Origin of the sequence: Oscillatoria sp. CS-180, assembly GCF_028330965.1 — a bacterium.
In the GTDB taxonomy this organism is placed as follows: domain Bacteria; phylum Cyanobacteriota; class Cyanobacteriia; order Phormidesmidales; family Phormidesmidaceae; genus Halomicronema.
Genome location: NZ_JAQMUB010000066.1, coordinates 12,663 through 37,405, shown reverse-complemented (window position 1 = coordinate 37,405; position 24,743 = coordinate 12,663). Strand labels below are relative to the sequence as shown.

The window sequence follows — 24,743 nt, the reverse complement described above, 5'->3', positions numbered from 1 at the left end:
TGGAGTACCTTGTCTAGTTTTAACAGTGATGTAGTGCTCCGAAATTTCTTACTGGCGATTGCGTGTCTTGCAGGCATCGTTCCTCTGGGATGTCAGATGGCACAAGGACTGTCAGATTCGTCAGGCATTTCTGAGAATGCCGTGCCCGTGACAACTGCGGATATCAGTAATGACTTGCAAAGCAACGGTGTTGTTAAGGCAAGAAAGGTGACTAATCTAAGCCCTCGACAGGCTGGACACATTACTCAAGTGTATGTGGAAGAAGGTGATTTTGTGGCGCAGGGTGAGCTGATTGCCCGGATGGAAAATGGGGAATTGCAAGCCCAAGTTGATCGCCACAATGCCCTGCTCCAGAAAGCCCAAGCGGCCCTGACACAAGCGATCGCTGGAAATCGCTCCGAAGAAATCGTGCAGGCACAGGCAGCGGTTGCGGTAGCACAGGCCAACGTCGTTGCCGCAGAAGCAACCGTCGACAAAGCCCTGCAAGAACTTTGGCGGTTCCAGCAATTGTTTGAAGCAGGAGCAATCTCACACAACTCGTTTGAAGACACGCTGCAGCAGTCCAAAGAAGCTGAGGCCAACCTACAGGCCCAAATCGCTCAACTGGAAGAAGCTCAAGCCAGTCTAGAAAGACTTGAAAATGGGACTCGACCAGAAGAAATTATTCAGGCACAAGCTGAAGCTGAGCAAATTCAGGCTCAACTCCGGTTTTATCAAGTGCAGTTGGATAGTTCCTTTGTGCGTGCTCCCTTCGCAGGCATCATCACCCGTCAATTTGCTCAAGCGGGTGATTTTGTCACCCCGACTACGACGGCTTCTTCAACAGCTGGCGCAACCCAAACATCGATTGCAGAGTTATCGAGTGGGCTGGAGATTGAAGCTCAGATTTCAGAAAACAACATTGCCGCAATCCAAGTCGGACAGACGGTCGATATCTCAACAACGGCTTATTCTGACACTGTGTTTATCGGGAAGGTGAAATCAATTTCTCCGGTGGCAGTCAAAGACGCTGGCAATTTTACGTTCTTCAACGTGATGATTGACTTTCAAGACCCCGAGGCTCTGCTGAAAGCAGGCATGAATGTTCAACTCAGCCTTCAGGGTAAAGCTGTGAAGGATACGTTAGTAATTCCTCAAGCGGCAGTGATGACTCAAGCAGACGGCGCTTCCAGCGTTTATGTAGTGACTGGAGAAAACCAACTCGCGCTTCAGGTCATTGAGTTGGGGCTTGACAACGGCAAACAGGTACAGGTCTTAGCAGGACTTGATGAAGGGGATTATGTCTCACTCACCCCCCCTGAAGATCAGGTCATCCCAGGCATTGATTCGATTCAGGAGCCATGATCCCAGCACAGGACATCTTGAAAATGGCGGCTGCAACGCTGACACTCAACAAGCTTCGGAGTTGCCTCACAATACTCGGCATTGCGATCGGTAATGCCGCCGTCATCCTGACCTATGGCATTGGACAAGGCTCTCAGGACTATATCCTCAGCAGACTCGAAGAATTTGGCCCTAATCTGATCGGAGTTTTTGAGGATCGAGATGCCTTTACTTGGTCGGAGTCTCGCTTAGTACTCTCTGATGCAGAGGCGATTCAGCAAACCATTTCAGCGGTTCAAGCGGTTGCGCCGGTCATTTGGGTAGAGAGCATGATGGTCCGTCATGAGCAGCGCACCTTGACCACCTTAAAGGGAACAACACCTGATTATCTCTTCGTACGCAGCTTCACCTTGCAGCAAGGTCGGTTTTTTGAGCAGTCAGAAGTGGATGATTGGCAGCGGGTCATTGTTTTGGGACCGGAGTTAGCCAAGAAGCTGTTTGATACCGAAAACCCCATTGGTCAAGGAGTCCAAATTGAGCGATCGCGCTTTGAGGTAATTGGCGTCATGGCGCCTAAAGGATCTTTGGGCGATGAAAACGAGGACGATGACGCCTATGTCCCGATTACTACACTAGCGTCTCAAAACGCCAGCTTTTTTTCTCCCTATGGTCTTCGCATCAGCTATGTTCAAGTTTCTGCCAAAGATTCGAATAGCATTCGAACAGCTGCGTTTCAAATTCAGAATTTATTGACGCAGCGCCACGGCAAGCAGGATTTCATCATGGTCTCTAGCATTGCCTATCGACAACTGGTTCGTCAGATAACTGGAACGCTGACCCTAGTCTTAGCGCTACTAGCAGGCGTTTCACTCTTTGTCGGCGGGGTCGGCATCATGAACATTATGCTGTTTTCAGTCCATGAACGGGCTGCTGAAATCGGCATCCGCAGAGCTTTAGGCGCAACAAAAAGCGATATCCTCATTCAGTTCCTGATTGAGGCCGTTTTTGTTGCATCCATCGGTGGATTGGTTGGTTCCCTAACGGGCGTCGCTGTGGCCGGCGGCATCAATACATTTGCCACATTTCAACTCAGCATTTCAGCTCCTGCCATTCTATTGAGTGTCTCAATATCAGGGGGAATCGGCATTTGTTTTGGGGTCCTTCCAGCTTACCAAGCGGCGAATTTAGACCCCATTGCTGCACTGAATCGAACTTGATGAAATGACATGGTTCCAGCGTTTCTAAGTCTCAAAACCTTTGATATCTCTCAGGATACTCGCAATTAGAGATGAGGTATTTACTTTGTATGATGTAAGCTTCCCATTTCCAAATCTTTTCAAGCCAGTTGATAGCTTTCGACAGCAAAATCGTCTCATCTTACGAGAGCTGAAGCATTTTTATCCACTCATTTTGCTAGCTTTTGCATGTGCTTTTCTAGTCTCTATATTTGAAGGACTAGGTATTGGTCTATTGCTCTCTTTCCTGCAAACTTTGACAACTCCAATAGACCAGCCTAGTCTAAACACAGGGATCAATTGGCTCGACACTGTTGTTCTAGGCATTAATACTTCAAAAAACAATCAGCTTTTTCGGATATCAATTTTAATTTTTTTATCTACCTGGCTACGCTCAGGAATTTTTTATCTGGGCTCTCTATCAACTGGAATTATTGAGACCAAGCTTTTAGATCGCCTCCGCTGCCGTTCTTTTGAACAAATTAGCAGTTTCAGTCTCATTTACTTTTCAGACGTTAAATCCGGAGAAATTGTTAACGTCATTACCAGTGATATTGTTCGGCTTAAGCATCTATTTGGTTCAATTAATCTCTTAATCGCCAATGGCATTAGGGTCTTAATCTATGGACTCATTATTTCCTGGATTTCTTGGGAATTGTCATTCGTTGCTATTTTCTTTCTCACCTTACTATTGTTAGGATTATCTAATTTAAGAAAAGAGATTGTGCAATTTAGCGCAGAGATTTCTAATGCCAATAGCGAGCTAACATCCCTTTGTGTAGAATTCATTTCAGGCATTCTTAACGTTCATGCCTTCACGACTCAAGAATTTGAGAAGACCCGCTTCAATCAAGCCAGTGCCAACGTAGTAGCGGCTGAGATCGGTGCGCTACGCCGATTCAGCTCATTTATGCCAGTAACTTCTGCAGTAGGAACAACGGTCATTATCTTGGCGATCGCTCTAGGCCACGTATTTCTAAATATCCCGGTTGCCCAGCTGCTTGTTTTCGTTTACGTCTTACAAAACCTAGTTGGAACCCTGCAGCGGGTACATCACTTAGCTGGACAAGTGAGCTATCTACAGGGACCTCTACGAAATGTAATAGAGCTTTTGAAAACAGATCACAAGCCTTACTTTAAGAATGGCGTCATCCCTTTTCCTGGATTAAAAAAAGCAATTCAATTTACCTCAGTAGATTTTTCCTATCAGAACAAAAATCAGGTGCTTTCGGATATTAATCTAGCGATTGAAAGAGGCAAGATGACAGCTTTAGTCGGGGCATCTGGGGCTGGAAAATCTACGTTAGCCGCTCTCATTCCCCGCTTCTATGAGCCATTAGCAGGGCATATTCTTTTTGACGAAGTTGACGTCCAAAGGTTCAACATCACATCGCTACGATCTCAAATTGCTGTTGTTAGTCAAGACACATTCATTTTTAACACCACGGTCAAAAACAACATTACCTATGGGTTGGAAACTTTAGATGAGGCAGCAATTCTGACAGCGGCTGAACAAGCCAATGCACTTGAATTTATTCGAGAACTGCCAGAAGGATTTGACACTCAACTCGGAGATCGTGGCGTCAAGCTGTCAGGGGGACAACGTCAACGCATTGCGATTGCCCGAGCTTTGCTGCGGAACCCTGAAATTCTGATTCTCGATGAGGCCACTAGCGCTCTAGACTCAATTTCTGAACAGGCAATTCAAGCTTCCTTAGAGCAACTAACGCGCGATCGTACCGTTATTGCCATTGCTCATCGCCTTTCAACCATTGTCCGAGCCGATAAAGTAGTTGTTCTCGAAGAAGGGCGTATTGTCGAAGAGGGCAGTTATCCAGAGCTACTATTTCAGAAGGGTAAGCTTTGGCATTATCACCAGCTTCAGTTTCCTCGGGACTTTTCCTAGATTAGGATGACAATGCTCAATTGGCTACTTCCCATGCCCTTAAACCGGCTCTATCGCACAACAAAATTAGGGCATGAAGCAGGGCAATCGCACTGAAGGCAGATCACCCTCTACACAGAAAAACATAACTGGGGCGATAGCATTCCGTTCAAATGGGCGCGGCGATAGGCTAGGACCCGAGGAATGTGATCAGCTTTCCAGCAAGCACCCGCAATTTTAGTGCATTAGTTAAACTGCTTAACCCCAGCTTCGATATTCCCCCAGCCAATTAGCCAGCCCTCGGCTTGGTAGTAACCATAGTTTAGAATCGGCTCGCGATGCCGTTTGAAATCTAAGTGTCAGAATTGAATACTCTATCTACGAAAGAAGCGATCGCTGACATCCCAATTCACTTTATGCCTATCCTCATGCAGCCTTCATCATCTCTCTGAGTTCACTCATGCAGCCTGAATTTGGCGTCGATATTCCAGTAGAGACACGACTTCTACCACTGTATAACGCATGCATAAAAATTGATTCAGTTCCTCGACTGCTTTATAGAAAGCTCCTGCTGTCTCGACATGGCTTCAGTTCTGGCACTTAATTCTCTTGTTAATCGGTAAATTCACAGACAAACAAAATTTCCGTAAAGTTATGACCGAAAGCTTTGTAGGTGTGATCAACTACGGTCAAGATGGCAATGTCATATACGCTAATTTTGATTGGAAACTAAGATTATTCTGAACTGGCTTACTTAGTAGAGAGGTAGAGGTGTGCAGAAACTATGTCTTTGATTTTTCGGAATAAGGGTTTTTGATGCAGGGCGTCTGATATTGATGCTTTGTCCATCACTAAGCTAACCGATAGTATCAGGGAACTGGCTCCGTCCAACTGTGTGCTGTTTTTTGTGCGACTCCTCAAAGCAGTTTTGCTTTTTACGTGCAGAGAGGTTATGTTGCTTGCTTACGTGTTTAGCACATCCTTAGGCAACGTTTTTGTCATTGTTCGTCTGGAATTAATCGTTAGGGCGATCAAAGGTGCAGTTGATTTTTTCGTCTTATTTAGGAGCGCACCACTACGGCACAGAAAATCTTTAAGCTTCCTGGAGATGAAGATTTTTCGAACGCAGAAATAGTGTGTTCAAGCTCTGTTGTGAATTCTTCAGGGAATGCGATTGATTTCGCGACTTCTGTTCGAGATAAGGGCGCATTCATGACAAGACCAAAGAGGTCTTTAAACATCAGTATGTGTGTATCTTGGCAAGCCTGGAGTGGATTTTTCTTTTTAGTAACGAGCATGCTCTAGGCACAAGTTAGGCTTCTACAGCGTTTGCGATCTGAAGAGTACGTTTCCCACAAAAACAAATGAAGAGCAGAGCTCAGGTTGCTCTCTATTAAATAGATGACTTTACAAGGTGATTGCTCTAAACCCTCATATAGCAACCCGGAATGACTCGTAAAGACGTATCAGTATAATTACGGAAGACGCTCAAATACTGATATCAAGGCATGAAATCCATGCTGGCCTCTCGGGCTGCACCGACCCAAATACAAGCAGTCGAGGAACTCAAGTCCTTTATCGGGATCGAACGAGATGCTCGCCAAGTGAAAAAAATGCTAGCCGTCAAGTTGATTTATCAAGGCTATGGTTACGAGGTTATTACCGGGATCTTGGAGGTGTTCTTGGGAGCCCTGAGTAAGTGGAAACAAGCCTACGAACGAGACGGCTTAGTGGGCTTTCGGCCCCAGCACAAAGGTCGTCAAAGTTATCTGAGGCCGTCCGAGCGTAAGGCGGTGCTGCAGTGGTCGCAGACTAAAGCCATCTGGGAGTTGAACGAATTGGAGTCACATCTGGCTGAGACCTACGACGTGGTGTACGAGTCGAAGCAAAGCTACTACGACTGGTTGGCAACCGCCGACCTGAGTTGGAAAAAGACGAGCCAAGTAAACCCGAAGGCCAACGCTCAGGCGGTGGCCGAAAAAAGCCGAAATCCAACGGCTATTGGCACGCTATCGGAACGAGAGAAGCCGGACGCTTGAGAGGGCTCTTTGTGGATGAAATGTCATCTTCTGAGCGGCGACCTTCAGGGCTATGTGTGGGGGCGAACGGGGGCACGAGGGAAGTGCTTATCGGCAACGAACGGGAGCGCCAAACCTATTATGGAGCCCTAGATTTGCTGAGCCAGCGCCTGCTCGTTCAGCCCCATGAGAAAGGCAACACTACAGGGACGATTGAGTATTTGAAGTTTCTGCAAAGGCAATGGCCCGAATATCGGTTATTGATTCTTTGGGATGGGGCTAGTTACCACCGCTCTAAGGAACTGAAAGCCTTTCTTGCACCAGTGAATGATGGCTTCGAGGCTGACGCTTGGAATATTCATTGTGTGCGCTTTACCCCCAATGACCTGAGGCAAAATTCGATTGAAGATTCTTGGTTACAAGCGAAAACATGGCTGCGACGAATGTCGGGGCTTTAAAGCACTCAAAGCCCTCTTCGAATAGTTTTTTCGGCTAGAAGTGTTCGATTTTCCCAAACTGCACCAATATGGCTCCTTTTCATGAATCAAATAGGATTGCTATAGATTTCTTTTTAATAGCCTTGGATATCCTTTTCAACTGAATTAGCACTTCAGATTTCAGACTCCTCCAAAATCTTTGCATGATCTAAATCTTAAAAGGGTTTTAATTAAATTTTAAAGGACGGCTTGTTATTTAAGTTTCCGAGATTAGTTCTGAAGTTTATCATTCTGTTAGCAGAGCATTTTATGATATCAAGTCTTCTAGATAAGATGGAAATAAGAATTTCTTTTATATCCAACTCAGTATCTGCTGGAAAAAGAGTTCGCTGCTCCTTTTTGGGCGCCCTTTCAAATTTTTGATTCGTTTTTTCGCTAACAGAGTCCAAGATTTTTCTGTCTTTGTGTGTTTTTTCTAGATTGTCGACAAGAATTATTAACCCCGTAGCTGGAGGTCATTATGGCTGATTTTGATCTGGATGGATTTTCTAACGAAGCGTTGATTACACAGGGGCTAAGTGCACCAATTGCCTTAGGTTTTCTGCCTGATAACAGAATGTTGGTGGTCGAAAAAGGTGGCGAAATCTTTATTGCCGATCCAAATTCTGGAGACAAATCTCTTTATCTAGATATTTCAAATATCGTAAACAGCGGTAACGAACGTGGCCTTCTCGAAATCGCGATTCCGCCCGATTTTGATCCAGATACACCCGGCAAGAACGAAATTTACCTGTACTACACACGCTCAGCCGATACCAATCGAGCTGTAATAGGCAGCTTTGAACACGTAGAAGGAGCTGGCGGACTCACCAGTTACGCAGAACCGAATAGTGAAACTATTCTGTGGACAGATAGAGATCCTTATGTCTCCTGCTGTCATTACGGAGGCGGATTGGATTTTGGTCCCGATGGCAAGCTTTGGCTTACAACTTCAGACAAGTTCAACACAACCAACCCAGGAGAAGGTCCAACCGATTCAGATGACTGGTCGGCGGATCTTGAAAGTACCAGTGGTAAGGTCATTCGTATCAATCGTGACGGCTCTATTCCCGATGGGACTGACGGCTGGCCGGCCAATCCTTACGTTGATGGTGTGATTGATGGACCCTATCCAACGCTCAATCTAGATGGACAGCCATTTGTCCCTGACCCTTCGATTTGGGCCTATGGCTTGCGCAATCCATTCCGCGCTGATTGGGATGAAGAATACGGCAAGTTCTACATTGGAGAAGTCGGTGGTAATCAGAGCGTGTCAACAGATGATATTCATGTCGCTACGCTCGATCAGCCCGGGGCTTTCTTCGGCTGGAACTTTTATGAAGGTGTCAACGATACGCTTGTCTCCGACAGTAATGCCGCTTTCGATCTGAACGACTTTCCGTTACCTGATGGTGACCTTGCGGATCCAAGCAATGGTGACTACTACTCAACCGCAATTTACGATATTCCCCACTCCTCGTTAACGGCTGGGTTTGTGTATCGAGGCTCAATGTTTCCAGCAGAATTTGACGGGGTCTATTTCTTCGGCAACTACGAAGAAAACTACATCAGATTCCTAGACCTGAACGAGACTGGTGACGTTGTCGACGGTGTCTATGACTTCAAACCCTCCGATGACATCGGTGGCGGCGTCACAAACGTTGTCTTTCTTGAAGAGGGAATCGATGGGGCACTGTACTACATCAACTATTCAAACACTGGGGGACGAGTTCAGCGCATTATCTACGAAGGAGGGCAGGGTAATCAAGCACCTACCATTGACAGCTTCGTCCTGACAGATAGTCAGGGTGACCCCAATGACGGAAATGGCCCTAATGCTCCCCTGGAAGTGACCTTTAATGCGGTTGTTAGCGACGCGGACAATCTAGCAACAGATCTGACTTACACATTATCCTTTGGCGATGGGACACCAGATATAACCGGAACACCGGATGCTACTGGAGCTATTACGGTTCAACATACCTACAGTGCGGAGGCTTTTTACAATGCCTCACTCACTGTTAATGATGGTGTTCTCTCAACATTCTCCCAGCCTATCACTATTACGGTTGGTGACCCCAACGACCCACCAGAAATTGTTTCGGCGGTTTCAGATGTAAGGTTTGCTGATCCAGGAGATACCGTTACTTTCACAGTCTTTGTCACAGATGCAGACGCCGATGATCCGGTCAGCTCCCTGACGTATACTTTTGACTTCGGTGACGGAACGCCTGTTCAAACGGGTTCTCCTGATGCACAGGGCAAAATTGAGGTAACACATACCTATCCTGATGCGGGAAATTACAATGCATTCCTAACTGTTTCGGATGGCGAGGCCGATCCTGTCCGTTCTGACAATATTCCGATCCAAGTCGGTGCAACAAGTCAACTGCCAGTTACTGATGGTCTTGTCTTCCAAGTGGAAGCGTTTACCAAGGTTGGAAACGTCGGTACGACGGTTACTGAATGGCTAGATCAGTCTGGATTCGGCAACAATCTACAAGCGACAGGCGATCCACAACTTGTTGCTAACGCCACTCCTTCCGGTCAGCCAGCGATCGCATTCGATGGTAATGGGGATTCTCTGTTTCGAGAGAACACCACAAGTACACCACTAGAGGGTCTTCCCACCGGAAATACTCCCCGCTCAATGTATTTTGTGGTTGATTACAAAGACACCAACGGTGGAACCGCTACAGGGGTCGCATATGGCGAGGGGACGTCGAATAGTGCCTTCGGCCTAGTCGCTAGCAGTAAGCAGGAAGAACTCGGCATTCAGGGTTGGGGACGCGGGAATGACTTCCGTTCCGGCGAAGACGCCATTGGTAACAATGACGGTAGCCCGGGTGATGACTGGTTCATTCATTCCGTTCGCTATGACGGAACAACTATCCGCCACTACCGTGACAATCAGTTGATTGATACAGCGAATCACCAATTTGCGACCGGAATTGAAAAGATCGTCATCGGTGAGGAAATCGCAAATCTTGGGTTTGGCGCCTTAGACGTAGCTGCGGCATTTGTATACAACAAAGAACTTACCAACGCTGAGCACACCCAAACGGTAGAATATCTGACCCAGAAGTATCTGACGCTAGTAACCACAAATCAACTCCCAACCGTAGCACTCGCGAACACCCTGACTTCATTACCGGAAAACGCTGACCTCACCAGTGCCATCAAGGTTGCTGATATCGTCATTACCGACGATGGTCTGGGAACCAACACCTTGTCTTTGACTGGTGACGATGCGGGTCTGTTCGAGATTGTTGGCACAGAGGTATTCTTGGCAGGGGGTACTACTCTCGATGCCGCTACCAATGCCTCGCTCGACATCACCATCGAGGTTGACGACACTGCCGTTGGTCTAACACCTGATGACTCGGCTGCGCTTGCAATTACGGTGGTCCCTCCGGCTACTAACCAGCCTCCGACCATAGCACTCGCGAACACTCTGACTTCACTATCAGAAAACGCTGACCTCACCAGTGCTCTCAAGGTTGCTGATATCGTCATTACCGACGATGGTCTGGGGACCAACACCTTGTCTTTGACTGGCGACGATGCGGGTCTGTTCGAGATTGTCGGCACAGAAGTACTTTTGGCAGCAGGCACTACGCTAGATGCTGCTACCAATGCCTCGTTGGATATTGGAGTACAGGTAGACGATACCACGGTCGGCACTACGCCTGACGATACGGCAACTCTCGTGATCGCGGTTACGCCCGCAGGTGTAAATCAGGCACCTGATGCGGTCGATGATACCTACACTGCTACCGCCGGCCAGACTCTAACGGTTCCAGTCTCGACTGGTCTGCTTGATAATGATGTCGATGATGGCCCCTTAACCATTACTGAAATCAATGGTCAGGCCGTTGTTGGTAACCAGGTCACTCTTGGCAATAGTACCCTCACCGTGAACATGGATGGCGCGTTTTCCTACACCGCTGATATTGGTTTCACGGGGTCCGAGAGCTTTACCTACACTGTTTCTGATGGCAGTCAAACAGATACGGCAACCGTTGATATTACTGTGAATGAGCCGTCCACCAATAATGTGCCGGTCATTGACGGTTTAGTCGCTCAACTGGAATCTGATATCAACGTCCTGCAACAGAATGGGGTGGTCACCGAGTGGCTCTCTGTTGCCGGCACCAATATGGATCTGGTTGCTTCTGGTGACCCGATTCTCGTGCAGGGAGCAACACCTAGCGGTCAAGCAGCAGTCTCTCTCGACGGCGGCCTTGCGGCTTTTGGTGAAACAGGCGCTGCAGAGGGGGATAAGCTAGAGCGAACTTCTCCTCAAAGCTTGCCGGAACTCCCGACTGGAAATGAAGCGCGCTCGATGTACTTTGTTGTCGATTACAAGGCAACAGGAGGCACCTATGCCGGAGTTGCTTATGGGGCAGGGGCATCGAATGAGACTTTCGGCCTCGTCGCTGGTGGGAAGAATGACGAACTCGGTGTTCAGGGCTGGGGACGTGGGAACGACTTCCGCTCCGGTGAAGATGCTGTCGGCAACAATGACGGCAGCATCGGTGATGACTGGTTCATCCACTCTGTGCGTTATGACGGAACGACCCTACGCCACTACCGCGACGACCAGCTGATTGATACAGCGAATCATCAGTTCGCAACGGGAGTCGACAAGTTTGTTATCGGTGAAGAGATTGCCGGTATTGGCTTTGGTGCTCTCGATGTGGCCGCGGTGCTGGTCTACGATAAGGAACTGAATGACACCGAGCATGCTCAAACCCTGCAATACTTGACACAGAAATATCTGACGCCGTCCCAGCAGGCCAATCAAGCGCCAAGCGTTGTGCTGAATAACAGCTTGGCAACTCTGACGGAGGACACCGACCTAACGACTGCTCTAAAGGTCGCAGATATTGTGGTTACCGACGATGGACAAGGAACCAACGCTCTGTCTCTCACTGGTGCCGATGCGGGTCTCTTCGAGATTACAGGAACAGAGCTGTTCTTGAGGGCCGGGACAATCTTGGATGCCGATGCGAACGCCTCTCTAGATGTCGAGGTGCAGGTAGACGACGCTAGTGTCGGCACAACGCCGGATGGCACAGCAGCATTGGCGATTTCGGTGACAGCTGCTAGCGGAAATCAAGTACCGAGCGTCGTGCTCAACAATAGCTTGACCTCACTAGCTGAGGACACCGACCTGACGACTGCTCTGAAGGTGGCGGACATCGTGGTCACCGATGATGGGCAAGGGACCAACGTTCTGTCTCTCACTGGTGCTGATGAAAGCCTGTTTGAAATTATGGGAACAGAGCTGTTCTTGAAGGCCGGGACAACCCTGGATGCCACGACAAACAGCTCCCTAGACATCCTGATCGAGGTCGACGATGCCACCGTCGGTGCAACACCGGATGATACGGCTGCTTTGACAATTTCGGTGACATCAGTGCCTCCCCAGCAAGGAGGAAACCCCTTCACCAGCGGGCTAATTGCTGCCTTTGAAGTCGATGCCAATGTTGATGTCAATAGCTCTAACGTGCTGACTCGCTGGGGCGACAGTTCTGGTTCGGTTAACAACTACGATTTGGACAGTGTCAACGGAGATCCGACTCTGTTAGCATCAGGTACTCCATCTGGTCAGTCTGCGATTGCCTTTGATGGGAATGATGACTTCTTGCGCATTGTTGGTCCGGCCGAAATTGCTGGTCTACCGGAGGGAGATGAGGCTCGTACGATGTACTTCGTCGTCGACTATGAAACAGCAGGGGAATATACCGGCTTCAGCTATGGTGATAACCAGAAGGATGAAGTGTTCGGTCTGGTTACCGATACCGATGACCTACTAGCCATTGAAGGATGGGGGGGCAGAGCCAACCGCCCCTCAACTGAGGAGGGCATCACGAAGGGATGGATGGTGCACTCAGTCGTGCTCGATGGCTCAAGTTACAGCCACTTCATTCACACCGAAGTCGGTCTAGAACTGATTGATAGTGGTACTGATGGCGTTTTTGACACAGACATATCGGCTGCTGATGCTAGCCTCAGCCTTGGCGGCAAGGTGACAGGTTCTGATGCAGGTGAGATGACGGTAGCGGCGGCACTCATCTATGACAGTGCACTATCAGCGCAGAATCATGCGGATGTATCCAACTATCTGTTCGATAAGTATCTTGCGGTACCTGTCGTCAGCTAGCACGCTGAACAACAGTGACGATTTGGAGATCGCGACAACTATAAGCAAAGCCGCAGATTGAGTATTTGCTTCAGTTATCGTGATAGGCAAAGCAAATGTTGTCTTGGTAAGTGGCATCTTGTTGAATTGCTGCGCTATTAAAGCCAGCGTGATTAATGAGCAAATGCTCGTGCTCGACATCTCTTTGCAAGTGGCATGGTGATGTCGAGCACTTTCTATTGCCTTGAGGACTCCTATTATGATCATCTCCGCTGTTAGCAGCAGCAAACTCATGGGGTTTTCAGAGTGAATACTTTAGCGACCACTCACTGCCTACATTGGAGAGAAAGCATCTGGATTAGTGCTGCGCTGGATCCTGGTAAAGAGAAAATCTTTTTACTCAAAGTATTCTTTGACAAGACTGCTCCAATTATTAACCACGGCGTAGATACTCAGTTCGCTTATTTAAAGAATTGGTGAACTTTGGTTCAAGTACGATAAATCGTTATTTTTGACTATAGGGATAGTCGTATACTCAGCGTATATGACAAGAGCAGACTTAAATACTCTTTAGAAAGCAAGGAATCTCCATGCTTTGTAGAACTATGTGGTTTAGCTCATTGCCTACTGGAAAGGTTCCTCCAGAGCAATTGAAAACAAAACTGCGTTATTTATATTATTCTTTGGGTCAAGTCCTTTTATTTTTATTTCCTGAAGTTTTTAGCATAGTCTAGTTTATTTGTTCCTCGGTTGGCTAGGTAAGGTTCCTAAAACACAAAGTCTTTCCCTGAGTATTGAAGATAATTAATATATTGAAGCTCTTGAAGTTAGGTCTTTGTATCATCAATAAATGGCCTTTAGATATGGTTGGAGAAGGGTTTTGAGCAAACTTTGTAGTAATAAAGAGGTGCTTGGAGAGCTTTTACTAAAGAACTAGTAAAGAACTAGCCTTGAGATGCAAACTGAGGCCAGACACATTGACTTAACGATAATGTGTCATGAAGTGGGTACACTTCTTTCCAGATGGCATCATAAGTTATCCACAGGTTGCCACTTAACGGAACAAAACTTAGCAAGAGCATTTTCTCAGACAAAGGAAAAGGTGAATTGACGCGATGCTTATGCATAACCCTGCTTCGGAGACGCTCACTAAGCATCTAGAAAGAAACTCAAGAAGTTTCCACAATAGACTGGACAGAGCTTTGTGAATGGTTGTTCCTTGTTGATACAGTATCGTTTGCCTGCCCTGCACTTTTATATTGATTCTTATTTATGAAACTAAGTTTGCCGGACACGGCTAGCAATCCAGTTAAGACACTCATCAGAACAACTGGTTTTTGGCGAGAAAATCGCTTGATTCTACGAGAATTGAGGCATTTTCGCTGGGTTGTCATTTTGGCGATCTCGTTCACTGTAATAGCAGCCTTCTGTGAAGGAATTTCTGTTGGTTTCATCGCAACCTTTCTGCAAGGCTTAACCAATCCTGAGGAGCCGCCTATTCGGACCGGAATACAGTGGTTTGACACGATGTTTCTAGCCGTTGAGGCATCGCCAGGGCAGAGGATTTATCGTCTCTCAGGGCTGCTTCTAGTATTTATTTGGATGCGAGTAGGGTTTGACTACTTAGGTACGGTTTATGCGAGAGATGCTGCTTTAAGACTCATTGACCGGCTTCGTTGTTTAATCTTCGAACAACTAGCAAGCTTTCGACTAAGTTTCTACTCTACCGTTAGCCCTGGGGCTCTCATTAGCATTGTCAGAGGTGAAATCAACCAAGTTCAGCAGGCGTTTACCAATCTTGCCAACATCACGGTTCACAGCTCTAAGATTTTGGCTTATTTAGTTTCAATGCTGCTCTTATCTTGGCAGCTTTTTCTGGTGTCGGTCATGATGTTTGGGCTGATATCTGTTGGGCTAACGTCTTTGACCTCGAGAGTGAAAAAGGCTAGCTTCGAGGTCCCCAAAGCAAATAAGGCATTCACCTCAAATGCTCTCTCGTTTATAAGTGGGATGCGAACAGTACATGCCTCAGCAACCCAGGCAGTCGAACGTCGACGCTATTACGGTGCGACACGACATGTCTATGACGCGCAATTTGCTGTTATCCAGCTTTCAGCGGCAGTGCGCCCTCTCATCGAAGGCGCGGGGGCAACGTTGCTAGTAGGAATGGTAACGGTTTCATTCGGCCTGTTGATATCAACAGGGGTCCTAAAAGCTGCTGAGGTACTCACATTCTTATTTGTATTGCTCCGTACAACCCCTTTGGTGTCAGCGCTTAATGGGGGTTGGGTCAACTTCATTGCATCTCAGGGATCGTTAAGTGCGGTTTCGGACCTATTGAAGCGGGACGGCAAGCCCTATTTTCAAGATGGGCACAAGCTATTTACAGGCTTGCAGCGTTCGATTGAATTTGTATCCGTCGATTTTGCCTACAATTCAGACGAACCTGTACTCCACGACATTACGCTCTCCATCAAGCGAGGAGAAACGACGGCTCTTGTCGGCGCGTCTGGAGCAGGAAAGACCACTTTGGCGGATTTAATTCCGCGGTTTTATGACCCTACTCGAGGGCAAATATTGATTGATGATGTCGATTTGCGTGATTTGGAAATTAATTCGCTGCGGGACAAAATGGCGATTGTCAGTCAGGACGCGTTCATCTTTAGCACGACAGTGCGAGAGAACATTGCGTATGGTCTTGATGAGGTTAGTGATACTGCGATCGCTGAGGTTGCTAGGTTAGCCAATGCGTTGGAGTTCATCCAAGATTTACCAGAGGGATTTGAGACAGTTTTGGGGGATAGAGGAGTCGGACTATCTGGGGGACAGCGACAACGGATTGCGATCGCTAGAGCTTTGTTGCGAAATCCCGAGATTTTGATTTTAGACGAGGCAACAAGCGCTTTAGATTCAGTCACTGAAAGATTAATCCAAGAATCTATAGAGAAGCTTTCTAAAGGGCGAACTGTGATTGCGATCGCTCACCGTCTATCCACCATTAGCAATGCCGATAAAGTGGTCGTTCTGGAGCGAGGGCGAATTGTAGAACAGGGTCGGTACGAGGATTTGTTGAAGCAACGTGGGAAGTTGTGGAAATATCACGAGATGCAGTATGGGTTGAAGCAAAGATAATCTCGTTATCTTTGCAATCAGTCGATGAGAGTTGGCTCAGATTTGCGTTAATTGTGCAGACAATTTGAACATACTGAGGAGAATAAAGAGGTGTTTAAGATCTCAATAAAGCGTCTTAGTAAATATTTTGCACTGGGTATACTATTTGTTTTATTAATAACGTTCAGTAGCTATATTTATAACATATTGAATCCTTCGGTGAATTTGGGCAGACAGTTCACTCAAATCCCCCTGCGTATGGTGATCGATGGCAGGGCCTCTGAGTCAAGATTTTGGTTCAACTTGTTTGATCTCGGTGTCGCCGACGTGAATGATGATGACCTTCTGGATATCTTTACTGCACACCACAGTGAGTCACAGGCATTACTCATCAATGACGGCGCTGGTGGCTTTACAAATACACTTTCAGATTTGCGACTTGCCCAAAATCCTAACTTTCCTGGCTTTGAAGTGATGGATCGAAACATGGCGGCAGCAGGTGACTTATCTGGATTACACATTTCTCGAACGAACGATGCCTTCCCAGAGCTGAATGAGGGCGGGATCAAACTAGCCGTCCATCGTCTTGAAGAAGGGGAGGAAATTTCTGGAGTTATTGAGTTCCCTTATCAAATTACGATCGGTCGCCAAGAACGCTTTGACTTAGAGACAACAGAGGACGCGTTACCGTCTGGTGCGATTCACAGCAGCCTAGCGTTCTCTGCCAATGAGGGAGGGATTCTTGAGGTCTACCCCTCTGAGCCGTTCCTCATCAACACCCCGGTTTCCTTTGAGCTTTCCAGTCAACTTTCTCTAGACAATGTGCATGTAGGAGGCAATTACGTACAGCCTGAAGCGCACAACTTTGATCTAATTCTGAGAGATCGTCATGGGATGGTGTGGGCTGATTATGACGGTGATGCTCAGGTCGACTTATTTGTGACTCGCGGGGGACTCAAAGGTCGCTTGCCAGAAATTCCGGGCGTTGTGAACGATGAACTGTTCCTCAACCGAGGGAGTGACTTTGATAACAGAGCTGCGCAACTGGGCATTAGCAAAGGGGGTTGTCCGGGCAGACAAGCGGCCTCAGTGGACTACAACAATGACGGACTCCTCGACATTTACATTGCCTGTGGGAGAGGGGGACGGGGTCTTCCGATCAGTGATCCCGGCGTCATCTATCCGAATCAGCTTTACCAGCAGCAACCTAGTGGCGAGTTTGCGAATGTTGCACAAGCAGCAGGCCTTGACATTCCTGAAAATGGCCCGTTTATATGGCTGGATGCGGATAATGACGGAGACATGGATTTGTTCTGGCAAGATGAGACGAAGTTTCAGCTCTATGTCAATCAGGCAGGAACCTTTGAGTCGCGTCCTGTAGAGCTGAATTCTGCCAATAAGATTGGCAAGCTTGCAGTCTCCGATTATGACTCTGATGGCGATATTGATATCTTTGCCGCGTCATCGGCGGGCAACGTGTTGCTGGTCAATGATGGGGGTTCTTATAAATCGGTAGCACCCGCTCAATCAGGCTTACCCGCTGAGAGCTTAACCGCAAACTGGGTTGACTACGACAACGACGGTTTAACTGATTTGTATGCCGCACCATATGGTCTGTATCACCAAGGCGCTAATCATCGCTTTGAGAAAACAGATCTGCTGAAAGATACTCCGGACAGACTGTTGGCGGAAGTCCGCCCTACTTGGTTTGATGTCAATAACGATGGCGCTTTAGATTTAGTTTCAGCGACTCGTTATCATGTTCATCGCTTGGCCAAGGTGTTGCGACTACCCGGATCTTCTAGTCGTAGAAACTGGACTGTAGCGGTCTATCAAGGTTCCCGTGTATTAAACCATTGGCTTGAGATCAAGCTTGTGGGTGAGCAGGGGAACCATCAAGCGATTGGGGCCAGGGTTGTGGTGGAAACACCCGACGGTCTCAAACAGACGAAACAGGTTGGCCACGCTGAAGGTTCTCTTTACTCCCAGGGGCACTATCGGCTTTATTTTGGTCTTGGCAAGAACAAGCAGATAGATTCACTGAAAGTGTTTTGGCCGGATGGTTCTGTACAGGAAATAACCGCCCCTGAGGAAGACCAACTGCTAGTCATTTCTCAAAATGAAGGGTTAGCCTAGACATTTGCAAAGTCTATCTCTGCTAGGGATTTGCTCAAGCCTCCCAGTTTGCTTTTATAGTTGGAATTTAGAAAAAAATGCCTCTAAACCTATTACCCAATCAAAATCTTGAAATGCTAAAGCTCGTTAGGCAAACGGCGAAAATAGATCGAGGCAGATATCATAAGAAGGATCGTTCTTTTTCGCTAACTCGATTAGCTCATCTCACAACGCCTAATCTGAAGCAGCCGATCTTCATTATTGGGGCACCTCGTTCAGGCACAACGTTTCTGGGTGAGAGTCTAGCGGTCATTCCAGAAGTTTCATATCACCATGAACCCGTCGCTACTAAATTTGCGGCACGCTATCTCTATGAGAAACAGTGGGATTTTGACCAGGCGAAATCCTTTTACAGCAGAATTTATTCTTTGCTGATGATGCAGCATCTTGATGGCGATCTGTTTTTTGCTGAGAAAACTCCAAGAAACTGCTTTCTAGTTGATTTTCTGGCCCGGGCCTTTCCGGATTCTCGATTTATTCACATTATTAGAGATGGGCGAGATGCCGCTGTTTCCCATAGCAAAAAGCCGTGGCTACAAGCAGCACAGGCAACCTCAGGTAAGATAGAGCCCGGAGGATATCCCTATGGACCGTCTCCTCGCTTTTGGGTAGAAGAGGGGAGAGAGAAAGAGTTTGAGTCAACCAGTGATATTCATCGCTGTATCTGGTCATGGCGTCGATTTACGGAGAGTGCACTGAAAAGTACTCCGGAGCTGCCTTCTGATAGATATCACGAGTTAAGGTATGAATCACTTGTAAAATCGCCCGATGAAGAAGCCGCAAGCTTACTGGATTTCTTATCCATTAATAGCAATCAATCACGCAGCATATTTCATCAGGCAATTTCAAAAGCCAGTCCAAGTTCGGTTGGCCAATGGCAAAAAGAACTGTCTGATGAGCAGTTAAAGCAGATTGAGGATGAAGCTGGAATACTGCTTCGCGAGTTGAATTATCTGAATTAAGAGTCAGCCCGCCGATCTGTTCATCAAGGAGGATAATATGAGCAACCTGAAACTGGTATTCGCTCCTCAATTTAAGCTTAATCCCTATCAAGCTCAGTTGGCTGAGAATCTTAAAAAACTGGGGTTATCGACTCAGGGAACTAATCGTTTAGATTTATCGGTACTGAACTTATTTCCAGATAAAGAGCACGGTATTCTTCATCTCCATTGGCTTTCTACATTCTTTATCAGAAAGGAACTATGGACTTCCTTATTTGTGTTGATAAGGCTATTCATTAGGGTCCTTGTATTAAAGGTCTCTGGTGTAAAGATTGTCTGGACTGTTCATAATATTAAGGACCACGAAAATCCTTATCCAAAGCTGGACAATTTATGCAATTTTCTAGCTGCCAAGCTAGCCGATGCAATCATCGTTCATTGTAAGATTGCGAAGCAGGAAGTCATCGAAACGTTTGGCTTAAATCGTCATGTCCACAAGGTTTTTGTCGTTCCCCATGGTAATTATGTCGGTTGCTATGAGAATAAAGTAGATAGGTTGGAGGCTAGAAGGTATTTAAATATTGATGACTCAAAAGTCGTTTTCTTATTTCTAGGAAAAATTCGGCCTTACAAAGGAGTCCTAGAACTCATTGAGGCGTTCAAACAAATAGATGGCGAGACTGGACAATTGGTAATTGCGGGTAAGCCCTTCAACGATGAAATGAAGAGCCTCATTCAAGAGAAAATGGCGGAAAGCGATCGCATCCAGCTTGTGCCAACCTTCATCCCTGAGGAGGAAATTCAGGTTTACATGAACGCCTGCGATGTTGTGGTTTTTCCATATCGCAATATCTTGACCTCAGGGGCAATCGTCTTGGCGATGTCCTTTGCCAAGGCTTGTATCGCCCCCCGCATGGGTTGCATTGGCGAACTGCTAGATGATAAGGGCTCGTTTGTCTACAACCTAGAGAGTCAGGATGGCCTAGTGAACGCGATCGAAAATGCGATCGCCCAGAAAGATGACCTGCCACAGATGGGCATGCATAATCTGAAGCTAGCTCAGGAACTTGGATGGCCCGAAATCGCCAAGCAGACCTTAGGCGTTTACGAGTGGTGTTTAGAGAGAGAAACTTAAGCACCCTTTTATAACCAGGACTGGCTTCTGAATAAAGCCTTTCCAAGAAGCGGTTTTTCACAGATTAAATATTTGAGTAAGCCGTATCGTTTAAATCCATCTGTAATATGCCTAAGAAAGACCATGTTAAGCAAACTTCTAACACGAATTGATGCTAAGACCGTTAAAGATATCTCTACCAAGACGGCAAATTTAATCAACGGCGGTCTAGATAAAAGAATTTATTTCCACCACATCCCAAAGTGTGGCGGCACTTCGATTAATAAGGCGCTTCAAGCCTGCTATGTCAAGTGGAGCCTGTGGGAATCGAGTACCGTGTTGAACCTGAATTCTGCAGCCTCTTGGAAATCAGCACAAATCTTATTTGACGAAGAGTTGCTGCCAGATACTGCTGATGATTCGGCAGTAATGAAGTTACGAGAACAGCTACTTGTCTACTTTATGAACCTCGACAGTGTTCACTATATTTCAGGGCATTTTCCTTTCAGCCCAGTCGCCTATGAACATTGCTCAAATCGATATGAGTTCATCACGATCCTTCGTGACCCCATTGATCGCTGGCTATCCAGTTATTTCTATAACAACTGTAGGCAAAAGTCCTCGTACAGAAAGATTGCCACCAGTCTTGAAGACTACATTAGTTCCGACTTCGGGAAATCACAGGGTTACGAATACGCTAAGTTCTTGGGTGGTCTTGGTCAGGATGGCAGCTTTATGACACTACAAGCAGTTCAACAAGCAAAGGATAATCTACACAAATTTCACCTAATTGGTTTCCTAGATGACATGGCGACCTTTAAGAGCAGCTTCAAGGAGAGATATGGTAAAGCCCTTCAGGTTAGGACTCTAAATAAGAGGCCTGAGACTGAGAAATCGCTCAATGAGTCAATAACTGAAGATATGATGAAGTCTATTCAGGAAATCTGCAAACCGGATATTGAGGTTTATAATTATGCGGTCGAACACTTTAAAAAATCTGCCTAGATCACACTCTAGGATACACTGATTCAATTTTTATGGTCCGAAATATTAGGCATTTGGCGGGTATAAAAACAGTTGAAAGGTGAACGATGAAATCCGCTCCTTATTTTATATCTGGTATCAAAAGATTACAGTCAAAAATTCGTCTCAGCGTTGATGCGCTTCAACACGAGATCGAGGACGAGCTCAAGTTATATAAAGTGATTAACGAAGAGGCTCTGATTACTAACCAGAAGGAAATCAGAGTCGTTGGGTTAAGGCGATCTGGGAACCATGCCATCATGAACTGGCTTAGAAAGCAGCATGCTGGTGAGGTATTTTATATCAATAATGCCTGCATCAAAGTCAACCCGTTTAGGCAAGTTTATAAGGAACAAGTTCGGAAACGACAAGACCCGAGCATCGGGGGGTGGAGAACAGATAATATTGAACGGTGGCGACGCGAAGCAAAGGGCGATTTCGTACCGAAGGATTGCTTGATTTACAGCTATGAAGATCAGCCGATAACAGCATTTAGCGATCGCACATTTGAGCGTAGGCATGATCTTTACTTTGGGAGAAGTAAGGTTCGCTACGATTTGATCATCATGAGGGACCCGTTCAATCTCTTTGCTAGCCGGTTACGGGCCAATGAACGAGGTCAGACCGTCGATGATCAGATGGACTTCATGAAGGTGAAGTCTCGCAGCCTCTCGTTACCGCAATTGTGGCAAGACTACGCTCAAGAATACCTAAACGAAACTAACTATTTGCAAAATATCAAAGTTCCAGTTAATTACAATCGATGGGTACTAGATCGGGACTATCGTTCTCAGATTGCTGAGAAATTAGCAATGGATTTTACAGATGCGGGCTTCAATGATGTTATGACAAATGGTGGAGGCAGTTCATTCGATGGCGTGAATCTAAATGGAAAAGCCTCAGAAATGTTAGTGCTTGAGCGCTGGAGAAAATTTTCTACAGACGAACGATTTAAGGCAATGATAAGTTACCCCAAAATCAGAGAGTCTTCTACCAAGATATTTGGGCATATTCCTGGGATTGAGACTCTATATGAATAGTCAATCTTGACTATTCATACGAGGATTTTTGCTTTTGAATTCGGTACTAATTTTTATACTGAAAGATTATAAAGGCTCGTTATGTCAGTAGCTGATAAACCTGAACCCGTTGTCTCAGTCATTATTCCAGTTTACAACGATCTAGTACGATTGCAGAAGTGTTTACAGGCTCTGGATAATCAGACCTATCCGCAGGAACTGTACGAAATTATTGTCGTTGATAATGGATCGTCTGAGAGCCCAGAACCTGTTACAAGCCGGTATGAATCTGTCAAGTTATTGAGTGAATCTGAGCCCGGTTCTTACGCGGCTAGAAATACAGGGGTATTGAATTCGAGGGGGCCTATTCTTGCCTTTACTGACGCCGATTGTATTCCTGATAAAAACTGGTTGCAGGCAGGGGTAGAGTGCTTGAAAGCTTCTTCTGACTATGGGTTGGTTGCGGGGCGTATTGAGCTTTTCTTTCACGATGCTGAGAATCCGACAGCCGTCGAGATTTACGAAAGCGTTGAGATGGGGTTTCACCAAGCAGAACTGCTACAGGAGCAGCACTATGGGCTCACTGCCAACCTATTTACCTATCGAAGTGTCATCGATGAGGTTGGACTATTCAGCACTCAGTTGAAATCGGGTGGCGATAAAGAGTGGGGACAACGCGTATTCGCATCGAACTATCAGCAAGTCTACTCCCATGAGGCCTATGTTTGTCACCCAACTCGCCATACCTTTAAGGAGCTGTATAAGCGAGTTACGCGAATTGTAGGCGGACGGTATGATGCTACTAAAGGAGAGCTTTCAGAGATACAGGATGTTAAAGCTCTATTAAAGGACTTTGTATTAGCTTTTACCCCTCCAGGCAGGAGTATTTTGCGGGCGTGGAATAAAAAGGAGCTCGTCAACAGTAAGCAAAAATCTCAATTTATTCTGACACTCTTTTTCGTGCGATATGTGGGTACTTGGGAGCGAATTCGCCTTAGATTGGGCGGGCGATCAAGACGGTGGTAAGGATATCATTTGTGAATAGTGTATTTCTTTAATTAAAACTTGATTGTATATGTTCCCTCGGGAGACTAGATTGATATGAAAATCGCCTATATCACCATTAAAAATGCTCAGCGCTTAGGTAAAGGCATGGAATGGTCGGGAACGGGTTTTTACATTGCTCAAGCTCTGAAGAATCAGTCGCTCCCCGTTGACTATTTTGGGCCGCTCCAAGACAGACTCCCGATGCGTTTGGTCCGGAAAGCCAAGCGTCATTACTACCATCAGTTTTTTCGTAAGCTTTATCTTAAGGATACTGAACCGGTCATCCTTAAAGGCTATGCTGACCAGGTCAACCAAAAGCTCTCTACAGGACGATACGATGTCGTCATGAGTGCGACGGTCAATCCGATTGCCTATCTCGAAACAGACATCCCCATGCTTTTCTGGGCGGATGCAACATTTCAGAACACAGCTAACTTTTATCCTAAGTATAGCAACCTGTGTGAAGAGACCATCGCGAACGGTCATAAGATGGAGCGGCTTGGGATTCAAAAAGCCAGGTTTGCCATTTATTCCTCTCATTGGGCAGCGAGAACAGCGATTGATTTTTATGGGGCTGATCCTCAGAAAGTCAAAGTCGTTCCTTTTGGTGCAAACCTTGAGTCAAACCTCACGCTACCGGAAGTCAAGAACCTCATTGACGCTCGCCCGTCCACATTGTGCAAGATGGTTTTTATCGGCGTTGAGTGGTTGCGGAAGGGGGGAGATAAAGCCCTCGCCATTGCCAAAGCCCTTAATGATGCGGGGTTACCGACCGAGTTGACGCTTGTGGGATGTCAGCCTGAATCAGAGTCCCCTTTGCCCAATTTTGTTAAACCTTTGGGTTACATTAGCAAGCTGAGTGATTCGGGTCGTGAGCGCATATCTCGTTTGATTGCCGAGTCTCACTTTTTGATCTTGCCGACGTTAGCGGATTGCTCTCCCATCGTCTTTTGTGAAGCGAATGCTTTTGGGGTGCCTTGCCTTTCGACCAACGTAGGCGGTATTCCAACGATTATTAACGAGGCGTCCAACAACGGCAAATTGTTTGACGTAGACGCTGATGAGGCTAAATACTGTGACTATGTAGTTAATCTATTTGCAAACTATTCGGCCTACAAGGACACGGCTTTATCGTCTTTTAATACCTATAAAAGTCGCCTCAACTGGCAGGCAGCTGGAAATTCAATTAAAAATCTTCTGGTTGAGGCTACGGCCTAGCGCCCAACTC

At 46.5% G+C, this 24,743-nt stretch carries 14 protein-coding genes and 1 pseudogene; 14 read left to right on the top strand and 1 reads right to left on the bottom strand.

Translation table 11 applies throughout. From position 1 onward, the window contains the following. Window positions 1-9 precede the first annotated feature (9 nt). Genes PN498_RS15500 through hepA (PN498_RS15490) form a run of 3 tightly spaced genes read left to right on the top strand, consistent with a single transcriptional unit; the run spans window position 10 to window position 4,464 of the window. Window positions 10-1,344, top strand: coding sequence for an efflux RND transporter periplasmic adaptor subunit (locus PN498_RS15500; protein ID WP_272063738.1), 1,335 nt, complete (start codon window positions 10-12; stop codon window positions 1,342-1,344). After that, on the top strand, window positions 1,341-2,540 hold the full coding sequence (locus PN498_RS15495; protein ID WP_272063737.1) for an ABC transporter permease: 1,200 nt from the start codon (window positions 1,341-1,343) through the stop codon (window positions 2,538-2,540). Before PN498_RS15500 ends, PN498_RS15495 begins: the two co-directional genes overlap by 4 nt. 40 nt (window positions 2,541-2,580) lie before the next feature. Then, window positions 2,581-4,464 carry a heterocyst formation ABC transporter subunit HepA gene (hepA, locus tag PN498_RS15490; RefSeq protein WP_334312259.1) on the top strand — a complete coding sequence of 628 codons (1,884 nt, stop codon included), beginning with the start codon at window positions 2,581-2,583 and terminating at the stop codon, window positions 4,462-4,464. A 110-nt stretch (window positions 4,465-4,574) separates the two neighbouring features. On the opposite strand, the pseudogene PN498_RS15485 reads toward hepA (PN498_RS15490), so the two are convergent. Beyond that, a pseudogene (locus tag PN498_RS15485) lies at window positions 4,575-4,784 on the bottom strand (ISKra4 family transposase); the annotation flags it as partial. A gap of 1,176 nt (window positions 4,785-5,960) precedes the next feature. Here PN498_RS15485 and PN498_RS15480 point away from each other — a divergent pair. From PN498_RS15480 to PN498_RS15430, 11 genes are all read left to right on the top strand, one after another. Further along, the gene (locus PN498_RS15480; RefSeq protein WP_272063736.1) at window positions 5,961-6,482 is read left to right on the top strand and encodes a helix-turn-helix domain-containing protein; all 522 of its coding nucleotides are present in this window, start codon (window positions 5,961-5,963) and stop codon (window positions 6,480-6,482) included. Between the two features lie 11 nt (window positions 6,483-6,493). Beyond that, complete coding sequence (locus PN498_RS15475; RefSeq protein ID WP_272063735.1) at window positions 6,494-6,919, top strand: transposase; 426 nt, start codon at window positions 6,494-6,496, stop codon at window positions 6,917-6,919. A 499-nt stretch (window positions 6,920-7,418) separates the two neighbouring features. Further along, window positions 7,419-13,106: a PQQ-dependent sugar dehydrogenase gene (locus PN498_RS15470; protein WP_272063734.1), complete on the top strand. Its 5,688-nt coding sequence runs from the start codon at window positions 7,419-7,421 to the stop codon at window positions 13,104-13,106. Window positions 13,107-14,357: 1,251 nt separating this feature from the next. Then, window positions 14,358-16,217 carry a heterocyst formation ABC transporter subunit HepA gene (gene hepA / locus PN498_RS15465; RefSeq protein WP_272063733.1) on the top strand — a complete coding sequence of 620 codons (1,860 nt, stop codon included), beginning with the start codon at window positions 14,358-14,360 and terminating at the stop codon, window positions 16,215-16,217. 237 nt (window positions 16,218-16,454) lie between these two features. Then, a complete protein-coding gene (locus tag PN498_RS15460) occupies window positions 16,455-18,332 on the top strand; it encodes a CRTAC1 family protein (protein ID WP_272063732.1) in 1,878 nt (625 codons plus the stop codon). A gap of 77 nt (window positions 18,333-18,409) precedes the next feature. Next, on the top strand, window positions 18,410-19,333 hold the full coding sequence (locus PN498_RS15455; RefSeq protein WP_334312258.1) for a sulfotransferase family protein: 924 nt from the start codon (window positions 18,410-18,412) through the stop codon (window positions 19,331-19,333). Window positions 19,334-19,370: 37 nt separating this feature from the next. Continuing rightward, window positions 19,371-20,447: a glycosyltransferase family 4 protein gene (locus PN498_RS15450; protein WP_272063731.1), complete on the top strand. Its 1,077-nt coding sequence runs from the start codon at window positions 19,371-19,373 to the stop codon at window positions 20,445-20,447. 123 nt (window positions 20,448-20,570) lie between these two features. Continuing rightward, the gene (locus PN498_RS15445; protein ID WP_272063730.1) at window positions 20,571-21,431 is read left to right on the top strand and encodes a sulfotransferase family 2 domain-containing protein; all 861 of its coding nucleotides are present in this window, start codon (window positions 20,571-20,573) and stop codon (window positions 21,429-21,431) included. A gap of 86 nt (window positions 21,432-21,517) precedes the next feature. After that, window positions 21,518-22,489: a hypothetical protein gene (locus PN498_RS15440; RefSeq protein WP_272063728.1), complete on the top strand. Its 972-nt coding sequence runs from the start codon at window positions 21,518-21,520 to the stop codon at window positions 22,487-22,489. Window positions 22,490-22,570: 81 nt separating this feature from the next. After that, the gene (locus PN498_RS15435; RefSeq protein WP_272063727.1) at window positions 22,571-23,494 is read left to right on the top strand and encodes a glycosyltransferase; all 924 of its coding nucleotides are present in this window, start codon (window positions 22,571-22,573) and stop codon (window positions 23,492-23,494) included. Between the two features lie 75 nt (window positions 23,495-23,569). Next, a complete protein-coding gene (locus PN498_RS15430) occupies window positions 23,570-24,733 on the top strand; it encodes a glycosyltransferase (RefSeq protein ID WP_272063726.1) in 1,164 nt (387 codons plus the stop codon). The last annotated feature ends 10 nt before the right edge of the window (window positions 24,734-24,743 follow it).